The organism is Duganella sp. BJB476 (assembly GCF_003416895.1).
In the GTDB taxonomy this organism is placed as follows: Bacteria; Pseudomonadota; Gammaproteobacteria; order Burkholderiales; family Burkholderiaceae_D; genus Rugamonas.
Genome location: NZ_QVIO01000002.1, coordinates 716658 through 736800 on the forward strand (window position 1 = coordinate 716658; position 20143 = coordinate 736800).

The 20143-nt window shown below is 65.9% G+C and carries 16 protein-coding genes; 10 read left to right on the plus strand and 6 right to left on the minus strand.

Annotated elements, in window-relative coordinates:
- Position 1: 1 nt before the first annotated feature.
- From D0T21_RS12800 to D0T21_RS12810, 3 genes are all read right to left on the minus strand, one after another.
- On the minus strand, positions 2 to 1168 hold the full coding sequence (locus D0T21_RS12800) for an EAL and HDOD domain-containing protein (protein WP_116989481.1): 1167 nt from the start codon (positions 1166 to 1168) through the stop codon (positions 2 to 4).
- 269 nt (positions 1169 to 1437) lie between these two features.
- Positions 1438 to 2055, minus strand: a complete 618-nt coding sequence (locus D0T21_RS12805) for a response regulator transcription factor (protein WP_116989480.1) — start codon at positions 2053 to 2055, stop codon at positions 1438 to 1440.
- Positions 2056 to 2081: 26 nt separating this feature from the next.
- The gene (locus tag D0T21_RS12810) at positions 2082 to 3452 is read right to left on the minus strand and encodes a cache domain-containing protein (RefSeq protein ID WP_116989479.1); all 1371 of its coding nucleotides are present in this window, start codon (positions 3450 to 3452) and stop codon (positions 2082 to 2084) included.
- 254 nt (positions 3453 to 3706) lie between these two features.
- On the opposite strand from D0T21_RS12810, the gene D0T21_RS12815 reads away from it, so the two are divergent.
- The 4 genes from D0T21_RS12815 to D0T21_RS12830 all read left to right on the plus strand — a co-directional run bounded on the left by D0T21_RS12815 (position 3707) and on the right by D0T21_RS12830 (position 8099).
- The gene (locus tag D0T21_RS12815; protein WP_116989478.1) at positions 3707 to 5791 is read left to right on the plus strand and encodes a carbon starvation CstA family protein; all 2085 of its coding nucleotides are present in this window, start codon (positions 3707 to 3709) and stop codon (positions 5789 to 5791) included.
- Entirely contained in the window at positions 5791 to 5991 is a 201-nt protein-coding gene (locus tag D0T21_RS12820) for a YbdD/YjiX family protein (protein WP_116989477.1), read from the plus strand. Before D0T21_RS12815 ends, D0T21_RS12820 begins: the two co-directional genes overlap by 1 nt.
- A 144-nt stretch (positions 5992 to 6135) precedes the next feature.
- The gene (locus D0T21_RS12825) at positions 6136 to 7002 is read left to right on the plus strand and encodes a ThiF family adenylyltransferase (protein WP_116989476.1); all 867 of its coding nucleotides are present in this window, start codon (positions 6136 to 6138) and stop codon (positions 7000 to 7002) included.
- Positions 6999 to 8099 (plus strand): nitroreductase family protein, encoded by a 1101-nt coding sequence (locus tag D0T21_RS12830; RefSeq protein WP_116989475.1) that lies wholly within the window; start codon positions 6999 to 7001, stop codon positions 8097 to 8099. The genes D0T21_RS12825 and D0T21_RS12830 overlap by 4 nt, the downstream gene beginning before the upstream one ends.
- 28 nt (positions 8100 to 8127) lie before the next feature.
- Here D0T21_RS12830 and D0T21_RS12835 read toward each other — a convergent pair whose 3' ends face one another.
- Positions 8128 to 9339, minus strand: a complete 1212-nt coding sequence (locus D0T21_RS12835; RefSeq protein ID WP_116989474.1) for a glycosyltransferase — start codon at positions 9337 to 9339, stop codon at positions 8128 to 8130.
- Positions 9340 to 9513: 174 nt separating this feature from the next.
- Between D0T21_RS12835 and D0T21_RS12840 the strand changes: the two genes are divergently transcribed.
- From D0T21_RS12840 to D0T21_RS12865, 6 genes are all read left to right on the plus strand, one after another.
- On the plus strand, positions 9514 to 12357 hold the full coding sequence (locus D0T21_RS12840; protein WP_116989473.1) for a response regulator: 2844 nt from the start codon (positions 9514 to 9516) through the stop codon (positions 12355 to 12357).
- A gap of 1 nt (position 12358) precedes the next feature.
- Positions 12359 to 14551: a bifunctional diguanylate cyclase/phosphodiesterase gene (locus tag D0T21_RS12845; protein WP_116989472.1), complete on the plus strand. Its 2193-nt coding sequence runs from the start codon at positions 12359 to 12361 to the stop codon at positions 14549 to 14551.
- A gap of 62 nt (positions 14552 to 14613) precedes the next feature.
- Positions 14614 to 15582, plus strand: a complete 969-nt coding sequence (locus D0T21_RS32060) for a hypothetical protein (RefSeq protein ID WP_158568005.1) — start codon at positions 14614 to 14616, stop codon at positions 15580 to 15582.
- Positions 15569 to 16645 carry a radical SAM protein gene (locus tag D0T21_RS12855; RefSeq protein WP_116990037.1) on the plus strand — a complete coding sequence of 359 codons (1077 nt, stop codon included), beginning with the start codon at positions 15569 to 15571 and terminating at the stop codon, positions 16643 to 16645. Before D0T21_RS32060 ends, D0T21_RS12855 begins: the two co-directional genes overlap by 14 nt.
- Before the next feature lie 11 nt (positions 16646 to 16656).
- Positions 16657 to 17667, plus strand: coding sequence for a hypothetical protein (locus D0T21_RS12860; protein ID WP_147328100.1), 1011 nt, complete (start codon positions 16657 to 16659; stop codon positions 17665 to 17667).
- The gene (locus D0T21_RS12865; protein WP_116989470.1) at positions 17664 to 18335 is read left to right on the plus strand and encodes an FkbM family methyltransferase; all 672 of its coding nucleotides are present in this window, start codon (positions 17664 to 17666) and stop codon (positions 18333 to 18335) included. The genes D0T21_RS12860 and D0T21_RS12865 overlap by 4 nt, the downstream gene beginning before the upstream one ends.
- Here D0T21_RS12865 and D0T21_RS12870 read toward each other — a convergent pair.
- Together D0T21_RS12870 and recR are read right to left on the minus strand one after the other, a co-directional pair.
- Positions 18332 to 19549 (minus strand): CaiB/BaiF CoA-transferase family protein, encoded by a 1218-nt coding sequence (locus tag D0T21_RS12870; protein WP_116989469.1) that lies wholly within the window; start codon positions 19547 to 19549, stop codon positions 18332 to 18334. The genes D0T21_RS12865 and D0T21_RS12870 overlap by 4 nt on opposite strands.
- Entirely contained in the window at positions 19546 to 20136 is a 591-nt protein-coding gene (recR, locus tag D0T21_RS12875; RefSeq protein WP_116989468.1) for a recombination mediator RecR, read from the minus strand. Before recR ends, D0T21_RS12870 begins: the two co-directional genes overlap by 4 nt.
- Positions 20137 to 20143 lie beyond the last annotated feature (7 nt).

Sequence of the window (20143 nt, forward strand, 5' to 3'; positions counted from 1 at the left end):
CTTATATATTCCTGCTCACCTGGATCGCCCAGTGGTAAGCCTGCAACTGCGCTTGCCAGTAGGTCTCATGGTCGATGCCGGCCTTGTCCAGACCGGCGCTGTCGTGGCGCTCCACCAGGGCCAACAGTTCGCCCAGCGGGCCGGCGCGGTCCAGCAGCGCCATCACCACGTCCAGGTCGAGGCTGAGCGCGGCGACGATTTCCGTCATCGGCATGCCCAGCAACACGTCCAGCAGCGAGAACACGCCGGCCACGAAGGCCATGTCCTGCTGCTCGCGTTCCCAGCCGAGCGCCTTGCTCAGCCCTTCCATCTGCGAGGCGCGCACCGCCGCCAGCGGCAGCAGCGGATTGGACATGCCGTCGTCCTGCTGGCGCGCGTACAGCAGCAGCTGCAGCCAGCGCTGCAACTGGCGACGGCCCAGCACGTTGATGGCCTGGCCGAAGCTATGGATCGGCGAACTGAGCGCGAACGCGGCCGAGTTCACCAGTTTGAGTAAATGGTAGGACAGCGCCGGATCCTGCTTGAGCAGCACTTCCAGCTCGCGCGAGTCGGCGTCGCGCGCCAGCAGGCCCAGCAGCGCCAGCAGGCGCTTGCGCGAAGTGCCGTCGCCGGCGTTCATGTCTTGCGGCGGATGCATGGCGAAGTCGCCGGCGAACCAGCTGAAGCCGGCCTTGGCGCATTCGGCGATGCGCTCTTCGCTGCCCATGCCGGTGGCCAGGTGCGGCCCCGGCTGGGCCACCAGCGCCAGCACCGGCGGCATCGCCAGCGCGGCGTCGACCATCAGCGACTTGGCGCCGCACAGGGTGGCGCCCATGCCGGCCACGCCTTCGACCATGATGCGGTAGCCGGCGTCGGCATACGAGGACAGTTTCTTTTGCACCGGAATCTCGGCGCAGGCGGCGGCCGGCACGCGCAGGATCACGCGGTTGGGCGGCAGTTCGGACAATTGGGACAGTTCCAGCAACGCCGGCTGGGCCACCGGCAGGATGCAATCGAGCGGCGCCAGCGCGGCGAACGCGTCCGGCGTCTTGAGCAAGGTCAGCGCCGCCTGGAAGGCGTCGCCCGAGTCTGCGGACAATTCAAAAGTCAGTGCCACCCACTCGTTGTGAGCGTTGGACACGGCTTGTAATTCCACCAGTGGAAACATGCTAGTTTCAGGCGCAGACATCAATATCTCATTGAAGGTTGTGCGCGCAATCTTAGATCAAGCATTGACATTAGGCAATCAATTACCATCCGACAGTATTGTTATTTTCAATACGACCAGTATAAGACCAATCATCGCGCGCGAAACGTTTACTTTTATACAATTGCAATTACACAACCGGTGCAGGAATATAGCAGATATTGCCGCACAAACACGCACTGTTAAAAATTGCTTAATAGAATTAGAGCCGATACTCTGTATTTACAACATGATTGCGCCGGCTGCCACGCTCACTGCAGGTGCTGGACCGCGAATCGGATCAGCTCGGCCTGCCCCTCGATGCCCAGCTTGCGCTTGATGTTCAGGCGGTGGGTTTCCACGGTGCGCACGCTGAGGTCGAGCGCGCGGGCGATCTGCTTGTTCGATTCGCCGTTGGCGATGTGGCGCAGCACCTCGTGCTCGCGCGAGGTCAGCTGGTTGTCCTGGGTGTGCGGCTGGGCCAGCTGGCGCGCCAGCGCGGCGCTGTAGTAGATGCCGCCGGACATGACGGTCTCGATCGCCACCACGATGTCCTTGCCGGGCGCGTCCTTGAGCACATAGCCGCGCGCGCCGGCCTGGATCGCCTGCGACACGTATTCCAGCTTGTCGTGCATCGACAGGATCAGCACCGCGATGCGCGGAAACGCCTGCTTGAACTGGGCCGTGGCTTCGATGCCGTTGGTGCCGCGCATATTGATGTCCATCAGCACCAGGTCGACCTCGCACTGGGCGGCCTGCTCCAGCGCCTCGGCCGCGCCGCCGGCCTCGGCCACCACCTGGAATTGCGGCATCGCCTCCAGCCGCGCGCGCAGGCCGTCGCGCACCAGGGGATGGTCGTCGACCAGCAGGATTTTGATTGTGGCTGTCATATCGTAATTAATCTTTATAAACTGTATTAACCATTGCCGGCAAAGGCGGTCACCACCGTGCCGTCGCTGGAGGAAGCGATTTCAAAGCGGCCGCCGATGGCGTCCATCCGCTCCATCATATTGCGCAAGCCGATGCCGTGCTTGGGATGCAGGGCGATGCCCTCGGCGTCGAAGCCGGCGCCGTCGTCGCGGATGCGCAGGGTGACGCCGCCGTGCTCGCCGGTCAGGCGGATCTCGATGCGGCTGGCGCCGGCGTGCCGCTCGATATTGGTCAAGGCTTCCTGCGCCACGCGGAACAGCACGGTGTTGGCGACATCGGGCAAGTCGTCGGTGCAACCCTCCGCCTCGAAGTGTACCGGGGTTCCGCTGCTGAGCGTGTACTCCTGGCCCAGGTGGTGCAGCGCCGCCGCCAGGCCCAGGTCGTCCAGGATGGCCGGGCGCAGATTGTGCGAGATGCGGCGCACCTCGCCCATCACGTTGTTGAGCTGGTCCGCCGCGTGCTCGAAGGCCGCCTGCGCCGCCTGCTGCTGCTCGGCCTTGCCGGACGCCAGCCCGGACGTCAGCCGGATGATGCCGGCCTCGATCTGCAATTTAATCGACACCAGCCACTGGCTGATGCCGTCGTGCAGGTCGCGCGACAGCCGCGCTCGCTCCTCCTCCTGCGATTCGACCACGCGCTGGGCCAGCACCTTGAGCTTGGCGTCGGCCACGCGCAGTTCGCTGATGTTGAGCGCCAGCCCGGAACTGGCGACCACCACCGAGGCCGCGATGGCGATGGCGGCGATCCACAGCATGGTGTTGTGGATGTTGCCCGATTGCTGGACATCGACCTTGGCCAGCGCCTGGTCGACGTCGTCCAGATAGATACCAGTGCCCAGCATCCAGCCCCATTTCGGCATCGGGATCACGTAGCCCAGCTTGGCGCCGGATTTGTGGGTGGACGGCTTGACCCACATGTAGCGCTCCAGCCCGCCGCCCGCGCGCGCGCGCGCCAGCAAGTTCTGGATGGTCGGCTGGCCCTGCTCGTCGCGCATCTCATACAGGTTGCGGCCCACCAGCTCGGGCTGGCGCGGATGCATCAAGGTGTTGCCCTGCATATCGTAGACAAAGAAATAGCCGTCGTCGCCATAGCTGAGCGAGGACAGGATGCGCTTGGCCTCGTTGCGGGTGGCCTCGTCGTCGCGGCCCGATTCATACAGGTGGGCGATGGAGTGCGAGGCCAGCGCCACGTAGTGCTTGAGTTCGGCCTCCTTGCTGCTCAGGTAGGCTTGCTGGATGGTCTCGCGCTGCTGCTGCGCCAGCAGCACCGACTGGTGCCGCACCGCCAGCGCGATGGCGATCAGCGCCAGGATCAGCGGCGTGATGGCCAGGAAGATGACTTTTTGCCGCAACTTCATGACGGTGTCCCGAATTATTCTGTTGCCGCGATTTTACGCCCCCTGCGGCCTGCGGCGACTACGTAGTTGTACCGAGCCATAGTGCGTAGTGGTGCGCTTGCGGCGGTTATCAGCTTCCTGAATACTGGACATAAGCTGCCAAAGGCTGGGGTCAAGTCTGACATTCGGACACGGTCTCTGCCGTAGGAGCAACTACGGCAGAGACCGTGTCCGAATGTCAGACTTGACCCCGACTTCAAAACCTTGGAGGAAGCATGAAAACACTACACCACACTGCGCCACCCACGCTGGCCAGCCGGCTGGGCTGGGCTGCGCTCGCCTTGTGCGGCGCCGCCGCGCTGGGCGTCATCGCGCTCAAACGCGGCGAAGCCATCAGCGCCATCTGGATCGTCATTGCCGCCGTCTGCGTCTACCTGATCGCCTACCGCTTCTATAGCCTGTTCATCGCCGACAAGGTGTTGGGCCTGGACGCCCGTCGCATGACCCCGGCCAACAAGCTGAACGACGGCCTCGACCACGTGCCGACCAATAAGTACGTGCTGTTCGGCCACCACTTCGCCGCCATCGCCGGCGCCGGCCCGCTGGTCGGCCCGGTGCTGGCCGCGCAGATGGGCTATCTGCCGGGCATGCTGTGGATACTGGCCGGCGTGGTGTTTGCCGGCGCGGTGCAGGACTTCATCGTGCTGTTCATTTCCATGCGCCGCGATGGCCGCTCGCTGGGCGACCTGATCAAGTCGGAGCTGGGCCAGATCCCCGGCATGATCGCGCTGCTGGGCACCTTCATGATCATGGTCATCATCCTGGCAGTGCTGGCGCTGATCGTGGTGAAGGCGCTGACCGGCTCGCCGTGGGGCAGCTTCACCGTGATGGCCACCATCCCGATCGCGCTGTTCATGGGCGTCTACACCCGCTACATCCGCGTCGGCCGCATCGGCGAAGTGTCGATCATCGGCTTCTTCCTGCTGATGGCGGCCATCTTCGGCGGCCAGATCGTGCAGGAGAACCCGGCGCTGGCGCCGATGTTCACCTTCACCGGCACCGAGCTGACCTGGATGCTGATCGGCTACGGCTTCGTCGCCTCGGTGCTGCCGGTGTGGCTGCTGCTGGCGCCGCGCGATTACCTGTCGACCTTCCTCAAGATCGGCACCATCGTCGGCCTGGCACTGGGCATCGTGGTGGTCGCTCCTTACCTCAAGATGCCGGCGATGACCAAGTTCATCGACGGCACCGGTCCGGTCTGGGCTGGCTCGCTGTTCCCGTTCCTGTTCATCACCATCGCCTGCGGCGCCGTGTCCGGCTTCCACGCGCTGATCGCCTCCGGCACCACGCCCAAGATGATCGAGAATGAAACCCACGCCCGCTTCATCGGCTACGGCGCGATGCTGATGGAATCGTTCGTCGCCATCATGGCGCTGGTGGCCGCCTCGACCATCGAGCCGGGCGTCTACTTCGCCATGAACAGCCCGGCCGCGCTGCTGGGCACCACGGCCGAGTCCGCCGCACACGCGGTCTCGCAGATGGGCTTCTACATCACGCCGGAAATGCTGGTGCAGACCGCCAAGGATGTCGGCGAGCACTCCATCATCTCGCGCGCCGGCGGCGCGCCGACCTTGGCGGTGGGCATGGCCCAGATCCTGTCGGGCGTGATCGGCGGCAAAATGATGATGGCCTTCTGGTACCACTTCGCCATCCTGTTCGAGGCGCTGTTCATCCTGACGGCGGTCGACGCCGGCACCCGCGCCGGCCGCTTCATGCTGCAGGATTTGCTGGGCGCCTTCGTGCCGGCCATGAAGCAGACCGAGAACGTGTTCGCCAACCTGACCGCGACCGGCCTGTGCGTGGCGGCCTGGGGCTACTTCCTGTACCAAGGCGTGGTCGACCCGCTGGGCGGCATCAACACCTTGTGGCCGCTGTTCGGCATCGCCAACCAGATGCTGGCGGCGATCGCGCTGATCCTCGGCACCTGCGTGCTGTTCAAGATGAAACGTGCCAAGTTCGCCTGGGTCACCGTGCTGCCGACCGTGTGGCTGCTGCTGTGCACGCTGACGGCGGGCTTCCAGAAGATCTTCGACGCCAATCCGAAGATCGGCTTCCTGGCGCACGCCGCCAAGTACCAGGCCGCCTTCGACGAGGGCAAGCTGCTGGCGCCGGCCAAGTCGGTGGCGCAGATGCAGCAGGTGATCTTCAACGATTACCTGGATGCGTCGCTGGCCGGCTTCTTCATGATCGTCGTGCTCAGCGTGCTGGCGTTCGGCATCCGCACGGTGCTGGCGGCGCGCGCCTCGGCCCAGCCGACCGCCAAGGAAAGCCCGATGGTCCTGTCGCCACAGGTGCAGTGATGCTGGGCGAAATCGCCAAGGCCGGCCGCTATCTCGGACAAAGCATGCGTCTGATGATGGGCCTGCCGGAATACGACACCTACGTCTCGCACCGGGAAGCCACCCATCCCAACGAGCCGATGATGACGTACGAGGAATTCTTCCGCGAACGCCAGGAAGCCCGCTACGGCGGCGCGGGCAAGCGCGGCGGTTGCTGCTGATAAGAAGCCTCCCTGTCAGGCAGAACGCGCTCAAGATCGCGCTCTGTCCAGACAGGGAGGCTTTTTCTTTTTTGCGGGAACTTTCCGCTTCGTCCGTGTGTCTAACTCCGCTGAGCCGCCTTGTCGGCTATTTCAGGGAGACACATGTCGCATACTTTTTCATACCAACAGGCGTTTGCCCGCAACATCGGCTGGGTTACGCAGGCGGAGCAGTCGGTGTTGCGCGGCAAGCGCATCGCCATCGCCGGCATGGGCGGCGTCGGCGGCGTGCACCTGCTGACCCTGGCGCGGCTGGGCGTGGGCGCCTTCCACGTCGCCGACTTCGACACCTTCGACATCGCCAACTTCAACCGGCAGGTGGGCGCCACCATGTCCACGCTGGGCCTGCCCAAGGTAGACGTGCTGGCCGAGATGGCGCGCGACATCAATCCCGAAGTCCAGGTCGTGCGTTTTCCCGGCGGCGTCAACAGCGGCAACCTGGCGCAGTTCTTCGAAGGCGTGGACTTGTACGTGGACGGCCTGGATTTCTTTGCCTTCGGCGCGCGCCAGGCCACCTTTGCCGCCTGCGCGCGGCTGGGCATCCCGGCCATCACGGCGGCGCCGCTGGGCATGGGCACGGCGGTGCTGAACTTCCTGCCGGGACAGATGACGTTCGAGGAATACTTCGGCTGGGGCTCGCTGCCGGACGAGGAAAAGGCGCTGCGCTTCCTGGTCGGCCTGGCGCCGGCCGGCCTGCACGCGCGCTACCTGGTCGATCCGTCCAGCATCAACCTGAAGGAACAGCGCGGGCCGTCGACCATCATGGGCTGCGAGCTGTGCGCGGGCGCCGCCGCCACCGAGGCGCTGAAGATCCTGCTGAACCGGGGCCAGGTCGATGCCGCGCCGCGCGGTTATCATTTCGATGCCTATCGTAACAAGCTGGTCCGCACCTGGCGTCCGGGCGGCCACCGCCACCCGCTCCAGCGGCTGACCATGATGCTGGTGAAACGCCGGCGCGGAGACCAATCATGAGCAAGATGGAACAACACCTCGATGCCACGCTGGAGCAGATCCTCGAGCTGGCGCGCTGGGCGCCCAGCGGCGACAACACCCAGCCGTGGCGCTTTGAAATCCTCGACGCCCGCCGCCTGGTGGTGCACGGCCACGACACGCGCGACCATTGCGTCTACGACCTCGACGGCCATCCCAGCCAGATTTCGATCGGCGCGCTGCTGGAGACGATGGCGATCGCCGCCAGCACCTACCAGCTGGAGATGCGTGTCATGCGCCATGTCGAGGCGCCGGAGAGCCGTCCCACCCTCAGCGTCGAGTTCGTGCCGGCGCCGCAGCTGGAGCCCGATCCGCTGGCCGACGCCATCCTGCCGCGCAGCGTGCAGCGGCGCCCGTTGAGCCGGCGCCCGCTGACGCCGGCCGAACGCTCCGCGCTGGTGGCCGCGCTGCCGGACGGCTACGGCGTGCACTGGCTGGAAGGCAGCCAGCGGGGCGCGGCGGCGCGGCTGATGTTCCGCAACGCCAAGCTGCGCCTGACGATGCCGGAAGCCTGGCAGGTACACAAGTCGGTCATCGAATGGAACGCCCGCTACAGCGAGGACCGCATCCCCGACCAGGCGCTGGGCGTGGACGCCGCCACCGCCAAGCTGATGCGCTGGATCATGCAGCGCTGGCAGCGGGTGGAATTCTTCAACACCTGGCTGGCCGGCACGCTGGCGCCGCGCCTGCAAATGGACCTCATCCCCGGCCTGGCCTGCGCCGCCCACTTCGTGCTGACCGGGCCGCGCCGGGCCCAGCGCGTCGACGACTACCTGGACGCCGGCCGCGCCATGCAGCGCTTCTGGCTGACCGCCACCGCGCAGGGCCTGCAACTGCAACCGGAGCTGACGCCGCTGATCTTCTCCCGCTATGTGCGCGAAGGCCGGGTGTTCTCCGGCACGCGCGGCATGCAGCAACGGGCCGAGGCGCTGGCGCGAGAGGGCGCGGCGCTGGTAGGCCAGGCGACATGGGAGACGGCGGTGTTCATGGGCCGCATCGGCGCCGGTCCGGCGGCGTCGGCGCGCTCGCTGCGCAAGCCGCTGCGCGAGTTGCTGGTCGGCCCGGCCGGCAAGCCGTAACGGCGTTCTGGACAACGGCGCGCCATCGTCAGCCGAGGCCACCGGCCGCGCGCCGCAGCACCGTATCGAAGCGGGTCGCCACGTCGTAGCGCTGAAACAGCAAGGCCAGCTGGGCCGCCGCCGTCCGCGCCGCCGGCCGCTCCAGCAAGTCCACCACGGTGCGCCGCAGCGTGTCCTCGTCCAGCCGGTCCGAGCGCAGCAAGGCGCCGGCGCCCATCGCCGCCACCGCCCGCATGTTCAGATACTGGTCCAGGTTGCCCGCGATGCCCAGCACCGGCACCCCGGCCGCCAACGCCTGCTGGCTGGTCGGGCTGCCGCCGTTGCAGATCACCAGCTGCGAACGCCGCGCCGCTTCCTCGCCCGGCAGGTAGTCGGCCACATGAGCATTGTCCGGCGGCTGGCCAGGATCGGCCTGGCCGGCGGTGGCGGCGATCACCCGCACCGGCAACGCCGCCAGCGCCTGCAGGATCTGCGGCAGCAGCGCGCCCTGCCCCGAGCTGCCCAGCGTGACGTAGATCAACGGCTTGTCCGTCGGCAAAACATCCCACCAGCCGGGCAAGGCCGTCGGCGGCGACCAGGTCACCGGACCGAGATAAGAGTGATTGGGCGGCAAATCCACCGCAGGGAACATCTCGGGGATGTCGGGATACAGCACGTAGTCGGCGTCGGCATACACGCTGCGCAAGTCATACCCCAGCGACGGCAGGCGATAGCTGCGCCGCACCCGGTTCAGCGGCCGGCTGTGCAAGGCGAACGCCAGCGGCCGCACCAGGCGGAACAGCCGGTCCGCCAGCGCGATCGGCAACACCCGCGCCAGCGCGATCGCCGGCACCGTGTAGCGCTGCGGCACGTAGGGGCTCCAGTAGGCGTTGATCAGGCCGACATACGGCGCTTGCGCCACCCGCGCGCTGACCGACAGCGACAGCCGGAAATCGCCCACCACCACATCCGGCCGCACCGCTTGCAGCAGGCGCAGGTCGTCCTCCACATATTGCTGCAGGGTGGCGCTGTCGTACACCGGCTTGCCTGCGGCCAATGCCGCCAGAAAACGCGCGCTGGAAATGCTGCTCACCGTCCAACTGTTCAGTCTGCTGCCCTGGAGAAAGGCTTCGTAGCCGGGAGCGCAGGCAAAGTGCACGTCGTATTGCTGCGGCGCCAGCGTTTGCGCGAGCGCCAGCGGCCGGCCGACGTGGGCCAGCGTGACGGCCTCGGCCACGAACAGGATTTTTTTGCGTTCCATCCTCCCAGCTTGCAACGCACCTCCCCGCAGCCCTTGAGAATGCTCAAACGTGCGGGGATTAGATGCAGATCAAGGCCACCTTGATCTGAACACTATATTTTTCCTACTGGCACTTACAGATCAGCTTGTCGCGCCGACGATTTCGGCGCTCACCGTTTGCCACCGCTTACAGCAATGTTCAATTTCGAACGTTCGGGTCTGAGCCAGAAACTGACCATCATTTCAGTGCTGTCCACCGGCAGCGCGCTGATGCTGGTGTTCTTCGCCTTTGCCGCCACCTCCGTCCTCAGCCGGACCGACGACGAGCGCAGGCAGTTGTCCTCGCTGGCCGGCGTGATCGGCAACAACAGCATGACGGCGCTGCTGTCGGCCGACACCAAACGCGCCCAGCAGACGCTGACCACGCTGGCGGTCGAGGACCAGATCCAGCAGGCCATCTTGTACGACAGCACAGGTCAATTGCTGGCCCGCTACAAATCCGCCGCCCTGCCCACCGAACAAGACGCGCCGGAACGATTGGCGATCGAAGACGCCGGCGACGAGGTCCGCACCTTCCACAGCGGCCCGTTGTGGGCGCCGGCCTTGCGCCTGTATCGGCCGGTGCACGTCAAGAACGAGTTCATCGGCACCGTGATGATCGAGCGCGCGCAAACCCGCATGTGGTTGGACCTGTTCAAGAACCTGGCCGCGGCCGCCGTGGCCGCCATGCTGTCGTTCATGATGGCGCTGCTGACGGCGGCCCGCTTCAGGGGCAGCATCGCCGAGCCGGTCGGCAAGTTGATCGCCGCCGCCCAGCAGGTCAGCCGCGGCCAGCCGACCCCGCGCATCGTCCACCAGCGCAGCGACGAGCTGGGCGCGCTGACCGACAGCTTCAACGACATGCTGGCCCAGGTCGAGGCGCGCGACGCCGCGCTGGCGCAATACCGCGACCAGCTGGAACGCCAGGTCGGCGTGCGCACCGAACAGCTGGAAAAGGCCAAGAATGCCGCCGAGGCCGCCAGCCAGGCCAAGAGCGCCTTCCTCGCCACCATGAGCCACGAAATCCGCACGCCGATGAACGGCGTGCTGGGCATGACCGAGCTGCTGCTGGCCACCCGTCTGTCCGAGCAGCAACGCCACTACACCAGCATGGTCAAGCGCTCCGGCGAACACTTGTTGGTCATCATCAACGACATCCTGGATTTCTCCAAGATCGAGGCCGGCAAGCTGACCGTCGAATACATCCATTTCAATTTCCGCGAATTGCTCGACGACATAGACAACGTCTTCTCGCCGCAGGCGCAGGCCAAGGGCATCCGGCTGGAGCTGGCGATCGCCTACGACATCCCGATCGCCATCTGCGGCGATCCCAACCGGTTGCGCCAGGTCATCTTCAATCTGCTGGGCAACGCGATCAAGTTCACCGAGAGCGGCAAGATCACCGTCAAGGTCGCCGTCGCGCACGAGGATGCGCAAACCGTCGGCCTGCGCTTCGAAGTGCACGACACCGGCATCGGCGTCTCCAGCGAGGCGCGGGCGCGCATCTTCGACTCCTTTTCGCAGGCGGACGGCTCGACCACCCGCAAGCATGGCGGTACCGGCCTGGGCTTGGCGATCTCAAAACAACTAGTCGAGCTGATGGGAGGCACGATAGGAGTCGACCATGCGCTAACTCAAGGGTCGATCTTTTGGTTTGCCGTAAATTTTGACAAACGTCGTATCGATGTCGACGATCCCTCCTTCCACGCCACCCAGGAATGCCGCGCTTTGATTGTCGATGAGAATCCCACCAGCCGGGACGAGCTGGAAACGCTGCTGCGCAGCTGGCGCATCGCCAGCGCCAGCGCCACCGCCACCGACGCCCTGCCGCAACTGCGCGAGGCGGCCGCCGCCGGCCGCCCCTACGATGTGGTGCTGCTGGACATGGAATTGCCGCGCACCAGCGGCCTGGCGCTGGCCGCCGCGATCCGCGCCGAAGCGGCGCTGGCCGCCACCCGGCTGCTGCTGCTGAGCACCGAACGCAACGCCGCCGACGGCGTCCAGCGGCGCGAAGCCGGCGTCGCCTTCCAGCTGATCAAGCCGCCGCGCGCCTGCGACCTGTTCGATTGCCTGCTGGCGCCCGGCCGCAACACGCCGCCGGCACGCCCGGCCGAAGTGACGCCAGCCGAGCCCCCGCCGGCCGCCGCGCCGGTGGCGCCGCCGCTGGCCGCGCTCAGCCCCGGCCCGACGCCGGCCCCGCGCGCACGCAGGCGGCGCAAAGTGTTGCTGGCTGAAGACAACCCGGTCAACGTCGAAGTGGCCAGCGCCATGCTCGAAGGGCTGGGACTGGAAGTGAGCCGCGCCTGCAACGGCGAGGAAGCGCTGCACGCGGTGCAGGCGACCGAGTTCGACCTGGTCCTGATGGACTGCCAGATGCCGGTCATGGACGGCTTCGCCGCGACCACGGAAATCCGCCGCCGCGAACAACAGCGCGGGCGCGGGCGCAGCATGCCCATCGTCGCCATCACCGCCAACGCCCTGCAGGGCGACCGCGAATCCTGCCTGGCCGCCGGCATGGACGATTACCTGAGCAAGCCCTTCACGCAGCAGGCATTGGGACAGACCATTTCCCGCTGGATCAGCCTGCCGCGCAAGCCGGCCGCGCCGGAAGCGCCCGAGGTGCGCCCGGCCGCCCCCAAGTCCAACGACCAGATCAACCGGCAGGCGCTGGAAAACATCCGCGCCCTGAGCGCCACCAAGGGCGACGCGCTGCTGGACCGCGTGCTGCACGCCTATCTCGACGACACGCCCAAGCACTTGCACACGCTGCGCCAGGCTATCAGCACTGGCAACATCAGCCAGATGCGCAAGGCCGCCCACAGCCTCAAGTCCAGCAGCGCCAACGTCGGCGCCGACGCGCTGGCGCAGCGCTGCAAGGAACTGGAGCAGCTGGGACGCAACGACACTACCGCCGGCGCCGCTGTCCTGCTGGCCGACATGGAACGCTCTTTCCAGGCCGTGCGGCAGGCCTTGGGAGCCATCCTGGAAAAGGAAACCTGACATGCCTAGCTCCTCCTCCCCCAAGCGCGGCCTGGTGCTGGTCGCCGACGACGATCCCGTGATGCGCCTGCTGATGCTGGAAATGCTGGGCCAGGTCGGCCTGGACGCGGTCGAGGCCGAAGACGGCCTGCAGGCCGTGGCCTTGTTCCAGAGCATGGCGCCGGACCTGCTGCTGCTCGACGTCGACATGCCGGGCATGGACGGCTTCGCCGTGTGCCGCGAAATCCGCCGGCTGGAAACCCAGACCACCGTGCCCATCATCATGGTCACCGGCGGCGACGAGCTGGAATCGGTGACCCAGGCCTACGAGGCCGGCGCCACCGATTTCGTCTCCAAGCCGATCAACTGGCCCATCCTCGGCCACCGCGTGCTGTACGTGCTGCGCGCCAGCGACGCCATCACCCGCCTGCGCATCGCCGACGCCCACCACCGCGCGGTGCTGGCGGCGATCCCCGACACCTTCTTCCGCATGAACAAGGAAGGCTACTACCTCGACTACGAACAGGGCCACGAAGCCAGCGGCGTGTTCGACAGAGACCAGTGCGTGGGCCGCCACCTGAACCAGGTGCTGCCGGAGGACATCGCCAAGCACATGCTGGAGCAGGTGCAGACCGTGCTCGACACCCAGCACATCCGCTCGCTCGACTACGAATTGGCCATCCCCGGCGCGGCCCCGCGCGCGCGCCAGGGCGAACACGCGGTGGCGCCGCCGGTGCGGCATTTCGAGGCGCGGCTGGTGGCCACCGGCCCCGACGAAGTGCTGGGCCTGGTGCGCGACATCAGCGAACGCAAGCGCACCGAGGAGCAGATCCGCCGCCTGGCCTACTGCGACAGCCTGACCGGCATCCCCAACCGCCAGGCCTTCCTGGAGACGCTGGAGGCCGAGCTGGTGCGCTCGCGCAAGGGCAACAAGAAATTCGCCGTGCTGTTCATGGACCTGGACGCCTTCAAGCGCATCAACGACACGCTGGGCCACGACGTCGGCGACCACCTGCTCAAGGCGGTCTCCGAGCGCCTGCGCGAAACCACGCGGCCCAGCGACCTGGTCTCGCGCACCGAATTGGGCGGCAACAACCTGGCGCGCCTGGGCGGCGACGAGTTCACCATCCTGATCCCCGACCTGGAGCGGGTGGAAAACGCCCTCAACGTGGCGCACCGCGTCAAGGAAGCCATGCGCCGCCCCTTCCTGCTGGACACCAATGAAATCTTCGTCACCGCCAGCATCGGCATTTCGCTGTACCCGGAGGACGGCGAGGACTGCAACTCGCTGCTCAAATACGCCGACACCGCGATGTACCACGCCAAGAACTGCGGCAAGAACAACGCCAAGCTGTACAGCTCGTCGCTGACGATGCAGATCATGAGCCACGTCAAACTGGAAGTCGGCCTGCGCAAGGCGCTGCAGAACAATGAGCTGTATCTGCTGTACCAGCCGCAGATCGACGTCTCCAGCGCCCAGATCGTCGGCGTCGAGGCGCTGGTGCGCTGGCGCCACCCCGAGCGCGGCATCATCTCGCCAACCGAGTTCATCCCGCTGGCCGAGGAGACCGGCCTGATCGTGCCGATCGGCGAATGGGTGTTGCGCACCGCCTGCCAGCAAGCGATGGCGTGGCAGGCGGCCGGCAAGCAGCCGGTGCGGGTGGCGGTCAACCTGTCAGCCAAGCAGTTCAAGGATGAAAACCTGACCCAGATCGTGCTGTCCACGCTGCATGAAACCGGCCTGCCGGCCGAGCTGCTGGAGCTGGAGCTGACCGAAGGCACGCTGATGGACGACGCCCGCGCCACCATGGTCACGCTGGAGCAGCTGCGCGGTATCGGCGTCTACCTGTCGATCGACGACTTCGGCACCGGCTACTCGTCGATGAACTACCTCAAGCGCTTCGACGTGCGCGCGCTGAAGATCGACAAGAGCTTCATCAGCGGCCTGCCGCAGGATTCGGAGAACGCCGCCATCACGCGCGCCATCATCGCCATGGCGCACGGCCTGAAAATGGCGGTCGTGGCCGAAGGGGTGGAGACCGGCGCCCAGCTGCTGCTGCTGGAACAATACGGCTGCGACCTGGCGCAGGGCTACTACCTCGGCCATCCGTCGCCGCCCGAATCGATCGACCTCATGCTCGGCAACCAGTTCACACTGAACGGTTTGGCGGCCGGCGACGATGGACACGCGATAAAGTTCCGCGCCCAGCTTTGACGTCCCTCGCCTCCCGGTCTGCTCAGCTGCCTAAGATGGTCAGTCTGAGCTAAGGAGGCCACATGGACGAGCAAGAACATTCCTTCCGCCTGGTGTTCACACCCGAGCGGCATCACCACCGCCATCCCCTGGTGCTGCGCGCGGCCGCCGCATCCAGGCGGGTCGACGCGCTGTTCAAGGCCATGTCGCGCGACTACCTGCTGCGCGAGCAATTCATCACCGATCCGGCCCAGGTGCTGGCCGATTTTGCCGCAGGCGAAAAGCTGCCGGAGCAACGCGCCTCGGTCAGCAACCAGCTGGTGTATTCGATCCTGGCCAACCGCCACATGCGGCGCTGGCTTCGCAACTACGCGGCCGATCACCAGAACACCACGCCCAGCCGCACCGAGTTCATGACCGCGTTCGGCAACGCCGTCATCAAGCATGGCGACTACCACATCGTGCTGGCCCTGGTCCGCGCCAGTATCGAAGAGGAATCGCCGTTTGCCCTCGGCGGCATGGAGCAGGCGATGCTGTTCACGAGCAGCCCCATCTTCGCCACCGGCTTCCTGGTGCCGACCGACCACCGCACCATCAACGACTCCAACAGCACGCAGAACTTCGAGCACAGTTCGGCCACCATCGGCACCGGCCCCGGCACCGACGAAGGCACCGAAGTGGGCACGGACACCGGCACCCACACGGGCACCGACACCGGCACCGATACAGGCACGGACACCGGAACGAATACCGGCACCGACACGGGAACCGATACCGGGACCGATACCGGCACCAACACCGGTACAGACAGCGGCACCAACACAGGCACCGATAGCGGCACCAATACCGGCACCGACAGCGGCACCAACACGGGCACGGATACCGGCACCGACGAAGGCACCCACACCGGTACCGACAGCAACGAATACGATCCCTATCGCGGCCAGGAGTACGTGCGCGTCACGATCGAAGCGCTGGTGCAGTACGCCCAGATCCTGGAGTCGCGCGGCATCCTCGCCATCTCCGAGGCGGAATTCAATGTCGCCCGCTGACTCGGAGGCACCGCTGCTGCGTCGGCGCGCGCACACGCTGTCCATCATGCCGACCTTCACCTGCCCGGCCGAATGCGCGGATTGCGGCACCCTCTCCAGCCCACGCGAGCGCAACCGGCTGGAGCTGGCGCCCATCCTCGCTGCCATCGACGAAGCCAAGCAGCTCAAGTTCAGCAACGTCGTCTTCACCGGCGGCGAGGCCACGCTGGAGTGGAAAACCCTGCTGCAAGGCATACGCCGCGCGGCCGACCACAAGCTGCCGGTGCGCCTGGTCACCAACGCCCACTGGGCCACCAGCCTGGAGACCGCACGCGAAAAAATCGCCGCGCTGATCGATGCCGGCCTCTCGGAAATCAACTACAGCACCGGCGACGAGCACGTGCGCTTCGTGCCGCTGGAACGCGTGGTCCTGGCCACCGTGGCCGCCTGCGAGCGCCGCTTCCGCACCCATGTGATGATGGAGCTGAAGCAGGACCGCCATATCACGCCGGAAATGCTCACCGAACATCCGCTGATCGCCGCCCTGCCGCCCGACCAGTTCGCCGCGTTGACCGTGCTCAGCAGCCCTTGGATGCCGCTGCACCACGAAACCATCTACCGCTATCCCGACGGCGTGGCCTGCGACGTCCAGGCGGCGGCGATACGCGGCGGCTGCTCGAGCGTGCTCAAGACCTACACCTTGCAAGCGGACGGCCGCGTCGGCTCCTGTTGCGGCCTGGGCTTGCGCGTCATCCCCGAACTCAACGTCGCCGACACCGGCCAGCCAGGCTTCCTGCGGCGCGCCATCGTCGAATCCGAGGAGGACTTCCTCAAGCTGTGGATACACCACCAGGGCCCGGCCAAGGTGGTCGCCTGGGCGGCCACGCACAACCCCGACATCAAATGGGAAGGCCTGTACGCCCATCAATGCCAGATGTGCCAGCGCCTGTACCACGACGACGCCGTGCGCAAGGTGATCGAGGAACACTGGCAGGAAATGATCGCCGAGGTGCTGCAAGCGGCGTGGCTGGACGACGTGCACATCCCCAACACGCTGGGCAGACTGAACGCCGAACCCGCCTGAGAGCCTCCGCCATGAGCTTGATGAACCCAGCAGCGCCGCCGCAGCCGCCATTAACGGTCGCCAAGCTGCGCCACGATGCCGAGCAGTTCAGCTACTTGCAACGCTTGGGCGTGCTGGGCGCCGAGTACGGCCCCATCGTGCAGCGCTACCGCCAGTTGGCCGACCAGATGGCAGCCAACCATATCAGCAAGCGCGAGCGCCCGACAGCGGATGAGCTTGCCGGCATAGGCGACATCTACAACCGCATCGTCCATCGGCGCGCCACGCCGGCCATGGCGCAGACCTGCTCGGACAGCTGGCAAGGCGCCGATGTCGAACTCGCCTATCGCAACAACCCGCCCGGCATCGTCGTCATCGACGACTTCCTGGCGCCGGCCGCGCTGGACAGCTTGCGCCGCTTCTGCCTCGAATCGACCGTCTGGAACTCGCTACGCTACTCGCACGGCCGCCTGGGTGCCTTGCAGCGTGACGGATTCAACTGCCCGCTGCTGGTCCAGCTGGCGCACGATTTGCGCCACGCCCTGCCCCGGCTGATCGGCAACCGCCATCCGCTGACGCAGTTGTGGGCCTACAAATATCCGCCCCACATGCCGGGAGACGACGTGCATGCGGATTTCGCCGCCATCAACGTCAATTTCTGGATCACGCCGGACGACGCCAATCTCGATCCGGCCACCGGCGGCATACACATCTACGACGTCGAAGCGCCGCAGGATTGGGACTTCACCAGCTATAACCGGCGGCCGGACCTGATACGGCGCTATCTGGCCGAGGTTGGCGCACAAGCGCGTTACATTCCCTACCAGCAGAACCGCGCCATCATCTTCAACTCGGACCTGTTCCACGGCACCGCCGCCTGCACCTTCCGCGACGACTACGAAAGCCGCCGCATCAACGTCACCATGCTGTACGGTCATCGCCACGAGGACGATTTCCGCCGCCCGCCACCGCAAGAAAAAGAAAGTACGCCTTATGCAGACTGGCGCTCCGCCGCACTGCACCGTTCAAACAGGAGGCCATGATGAGCTCACAACTGGGGCAAGATCACTTTGTGCTGGCGGTGTTGAACGGCATGCGCAACGGCTACTTCCTCGACTCCGGCGCCGCCGATGGCGTCCGCTCCAGCAACACGCTGCTGCTGGAATCGGCTTATGGCTGGCGCGGCATCTGCATCGAACCCAACGACCGCTACTTCCAGGCGCTGCAAAAAAACCGCCAATGTTTATGCATACACGGCTGCCTCTACGACCACGAAGGTGAAGTCGAATTCCTCGAAGGCGCGAACATGCTGGGAGGGATACTGCAAGAATACACGCCGGCCATGCTGCGCTACACGCACCACGTGTTCGGCCCCGACCTGGCCTCCGTGCGCAAGCCGACACGCACCATCGCCTCGGTGCTGTACGAATGCAGCGCGCCGCCGGTGATCGATTACTGGAGCCTGGACACCGAAGGATCGGAACTGGCGATACTGAAGAGTTTTCCGTTTGACGACTACCGGCTGCGCGTGCTCACAGTGGAGCACAACCGCCAGCCGGTACGGAAAGACATCCGGCAATTCCTGGAAGCGCGCGGTTTCCGCCACATCCACGACTTCGGCATCGACGACTGCTACCTCGGCCCCGATGCGCACCTGCCGCCAAGCGAGCCATATGCCGCCTGGCGCAGTTCGGCGTTGCACCGCCGTTAGAGCACGCCGCCCTGCTTCAAGGCGACGATATCCTCGGCGCTGTAGCCCAGCGACTGCAAGACCTCGTCGTTATGCTGACCCAGCGCAGGGCCTATCCACTTGGTGTGGCCTGGCGTTGCCGACAGCTTGGGCGAGATCGCCGGCAGCTTGACCGGCGTGCCGTCGGCGAAGTGGTGCTGCTCGAACATCTCGCGGGCGACGAACTGCGGATCGACCATCATGTCGCGCACCGAGTAGATTTTCCCGGCCGGCACATCGGCCGCCTTCAGCACGGTCAGCGCGCTGTCGATGTCCTGGGTATCGCACCAGGCCTGGATCGCATCGTCGATCTCCTGCGTACGCGGCACACGGCCGTCGTTGCGTTCCAGCTGCGGATCGCCGGCCATGTCGATGCGGCCCATGGCCAGCATCAGGCGCTTGAAGATCGCATCGCCATTGCCGGCGATGACGATGTTCTCGCCATCCCTGGTCGTGTAGGTGTTCGATGGCACGATGCCCGGCAACGCGCCGCCGGTACGCTCACGCACCACGCCCGCGTGGTCGAACTCCGGCACCAGCGATTCCATCAGGTTGAACACGGATTCGTACAAGGCCACGTCGACCATCTGGCCTTCGCCCTTGAGCTTGCCGCCGGTGGCGTCGCGGTGGCGCAGCGCCATCATCGCGCCGATCACCCCGTGCAGGGCCGCCACCGAATCACCGATCGATACGCCGACGCGCACCGGCGGACGGTCCGCATGGCCGGACACATAGCGCAGCCCGCCCATCGATTCGCCGATGGCGCCGAAGCCCGGCAGGTCCTTCATCGGCCCGGTCTGGCCAAAGCCCGACAGCCGCACCATGATGGTGGCGGGATTGACGGCCTTCAGCTGCTCGTAGCCGATGTCCCACTTCTCCAGCACGCCGGGGCGGTAGTTCTCGATGATGATGTCCGCTTCCAGCGCCAGCTGACGCGCGATGGCGCGGCCGCGCGCATCCTTCAGGTTCAGCGTCAGCGATTTCTTATTGCGCGACTGCACCGACCACCACAGCGACGTGCCGTCCTTCAGCACCCGCCATTTACGGATCGGATCGCCGCCATCGGGCGACTCGATCTTGATGACCTCGGCGCCGAACTCGCCCAGCATGCGCGCACAAAAAGGGCCCGCGATCAGCGTGCCCAGTTCCAGTACCTTGATGCCGGCCAGCGGGCCAGCGATGTTCTTGTCAGTCATGTCGCCCTTCGGTCCAGCATGGCGCGGGCGATGGTGCCCGCGTCCACGTACTCCAACTCGCCACCGACCGGCACGCCGCGCGCCAGCCGGCTCACGCGCAGGCCGCGCGCCTTCAACATCTCGCTGATGTAGTGCGCGGTGGCTTCGCCTTCGTTGGTGAAATTAGTGGCCAGCACCACTTCCGTGACCAGGCCGTCGACCGCGCGCGCCACCAGTTTCTCCAAATGGATGTCCTTGGGGCCGATGCCGTCCAGCGGCGACAGGCGGCCCATCAGCACGAAGTACAGGCCCTTGTAGGTCAGGGTCTGCTCGATCATCAGCTGGTCGGCCGGCGTCTCCACCACGCACAGCAGGCGGCGGTCGCGCTGCTCGTCGTTGCAGGTGTCGCAGACGTCTTCCTCGGTGAAAGTATTGCACAGCGCGCAGTGATGCACGGCGCTCACCGCCTGGTGCAACGCGCGCGACAGCATGTCCGCACCTTCGCGGTCATGCTGGAGCAAGTGAAACGCCATCCGTTGCGCCGACTTGGGGCCGACGCCGGGCAGACGGCGCAACGCTTCCGTCAGAAATTCCAGCGATTTGGACATGGAGCTT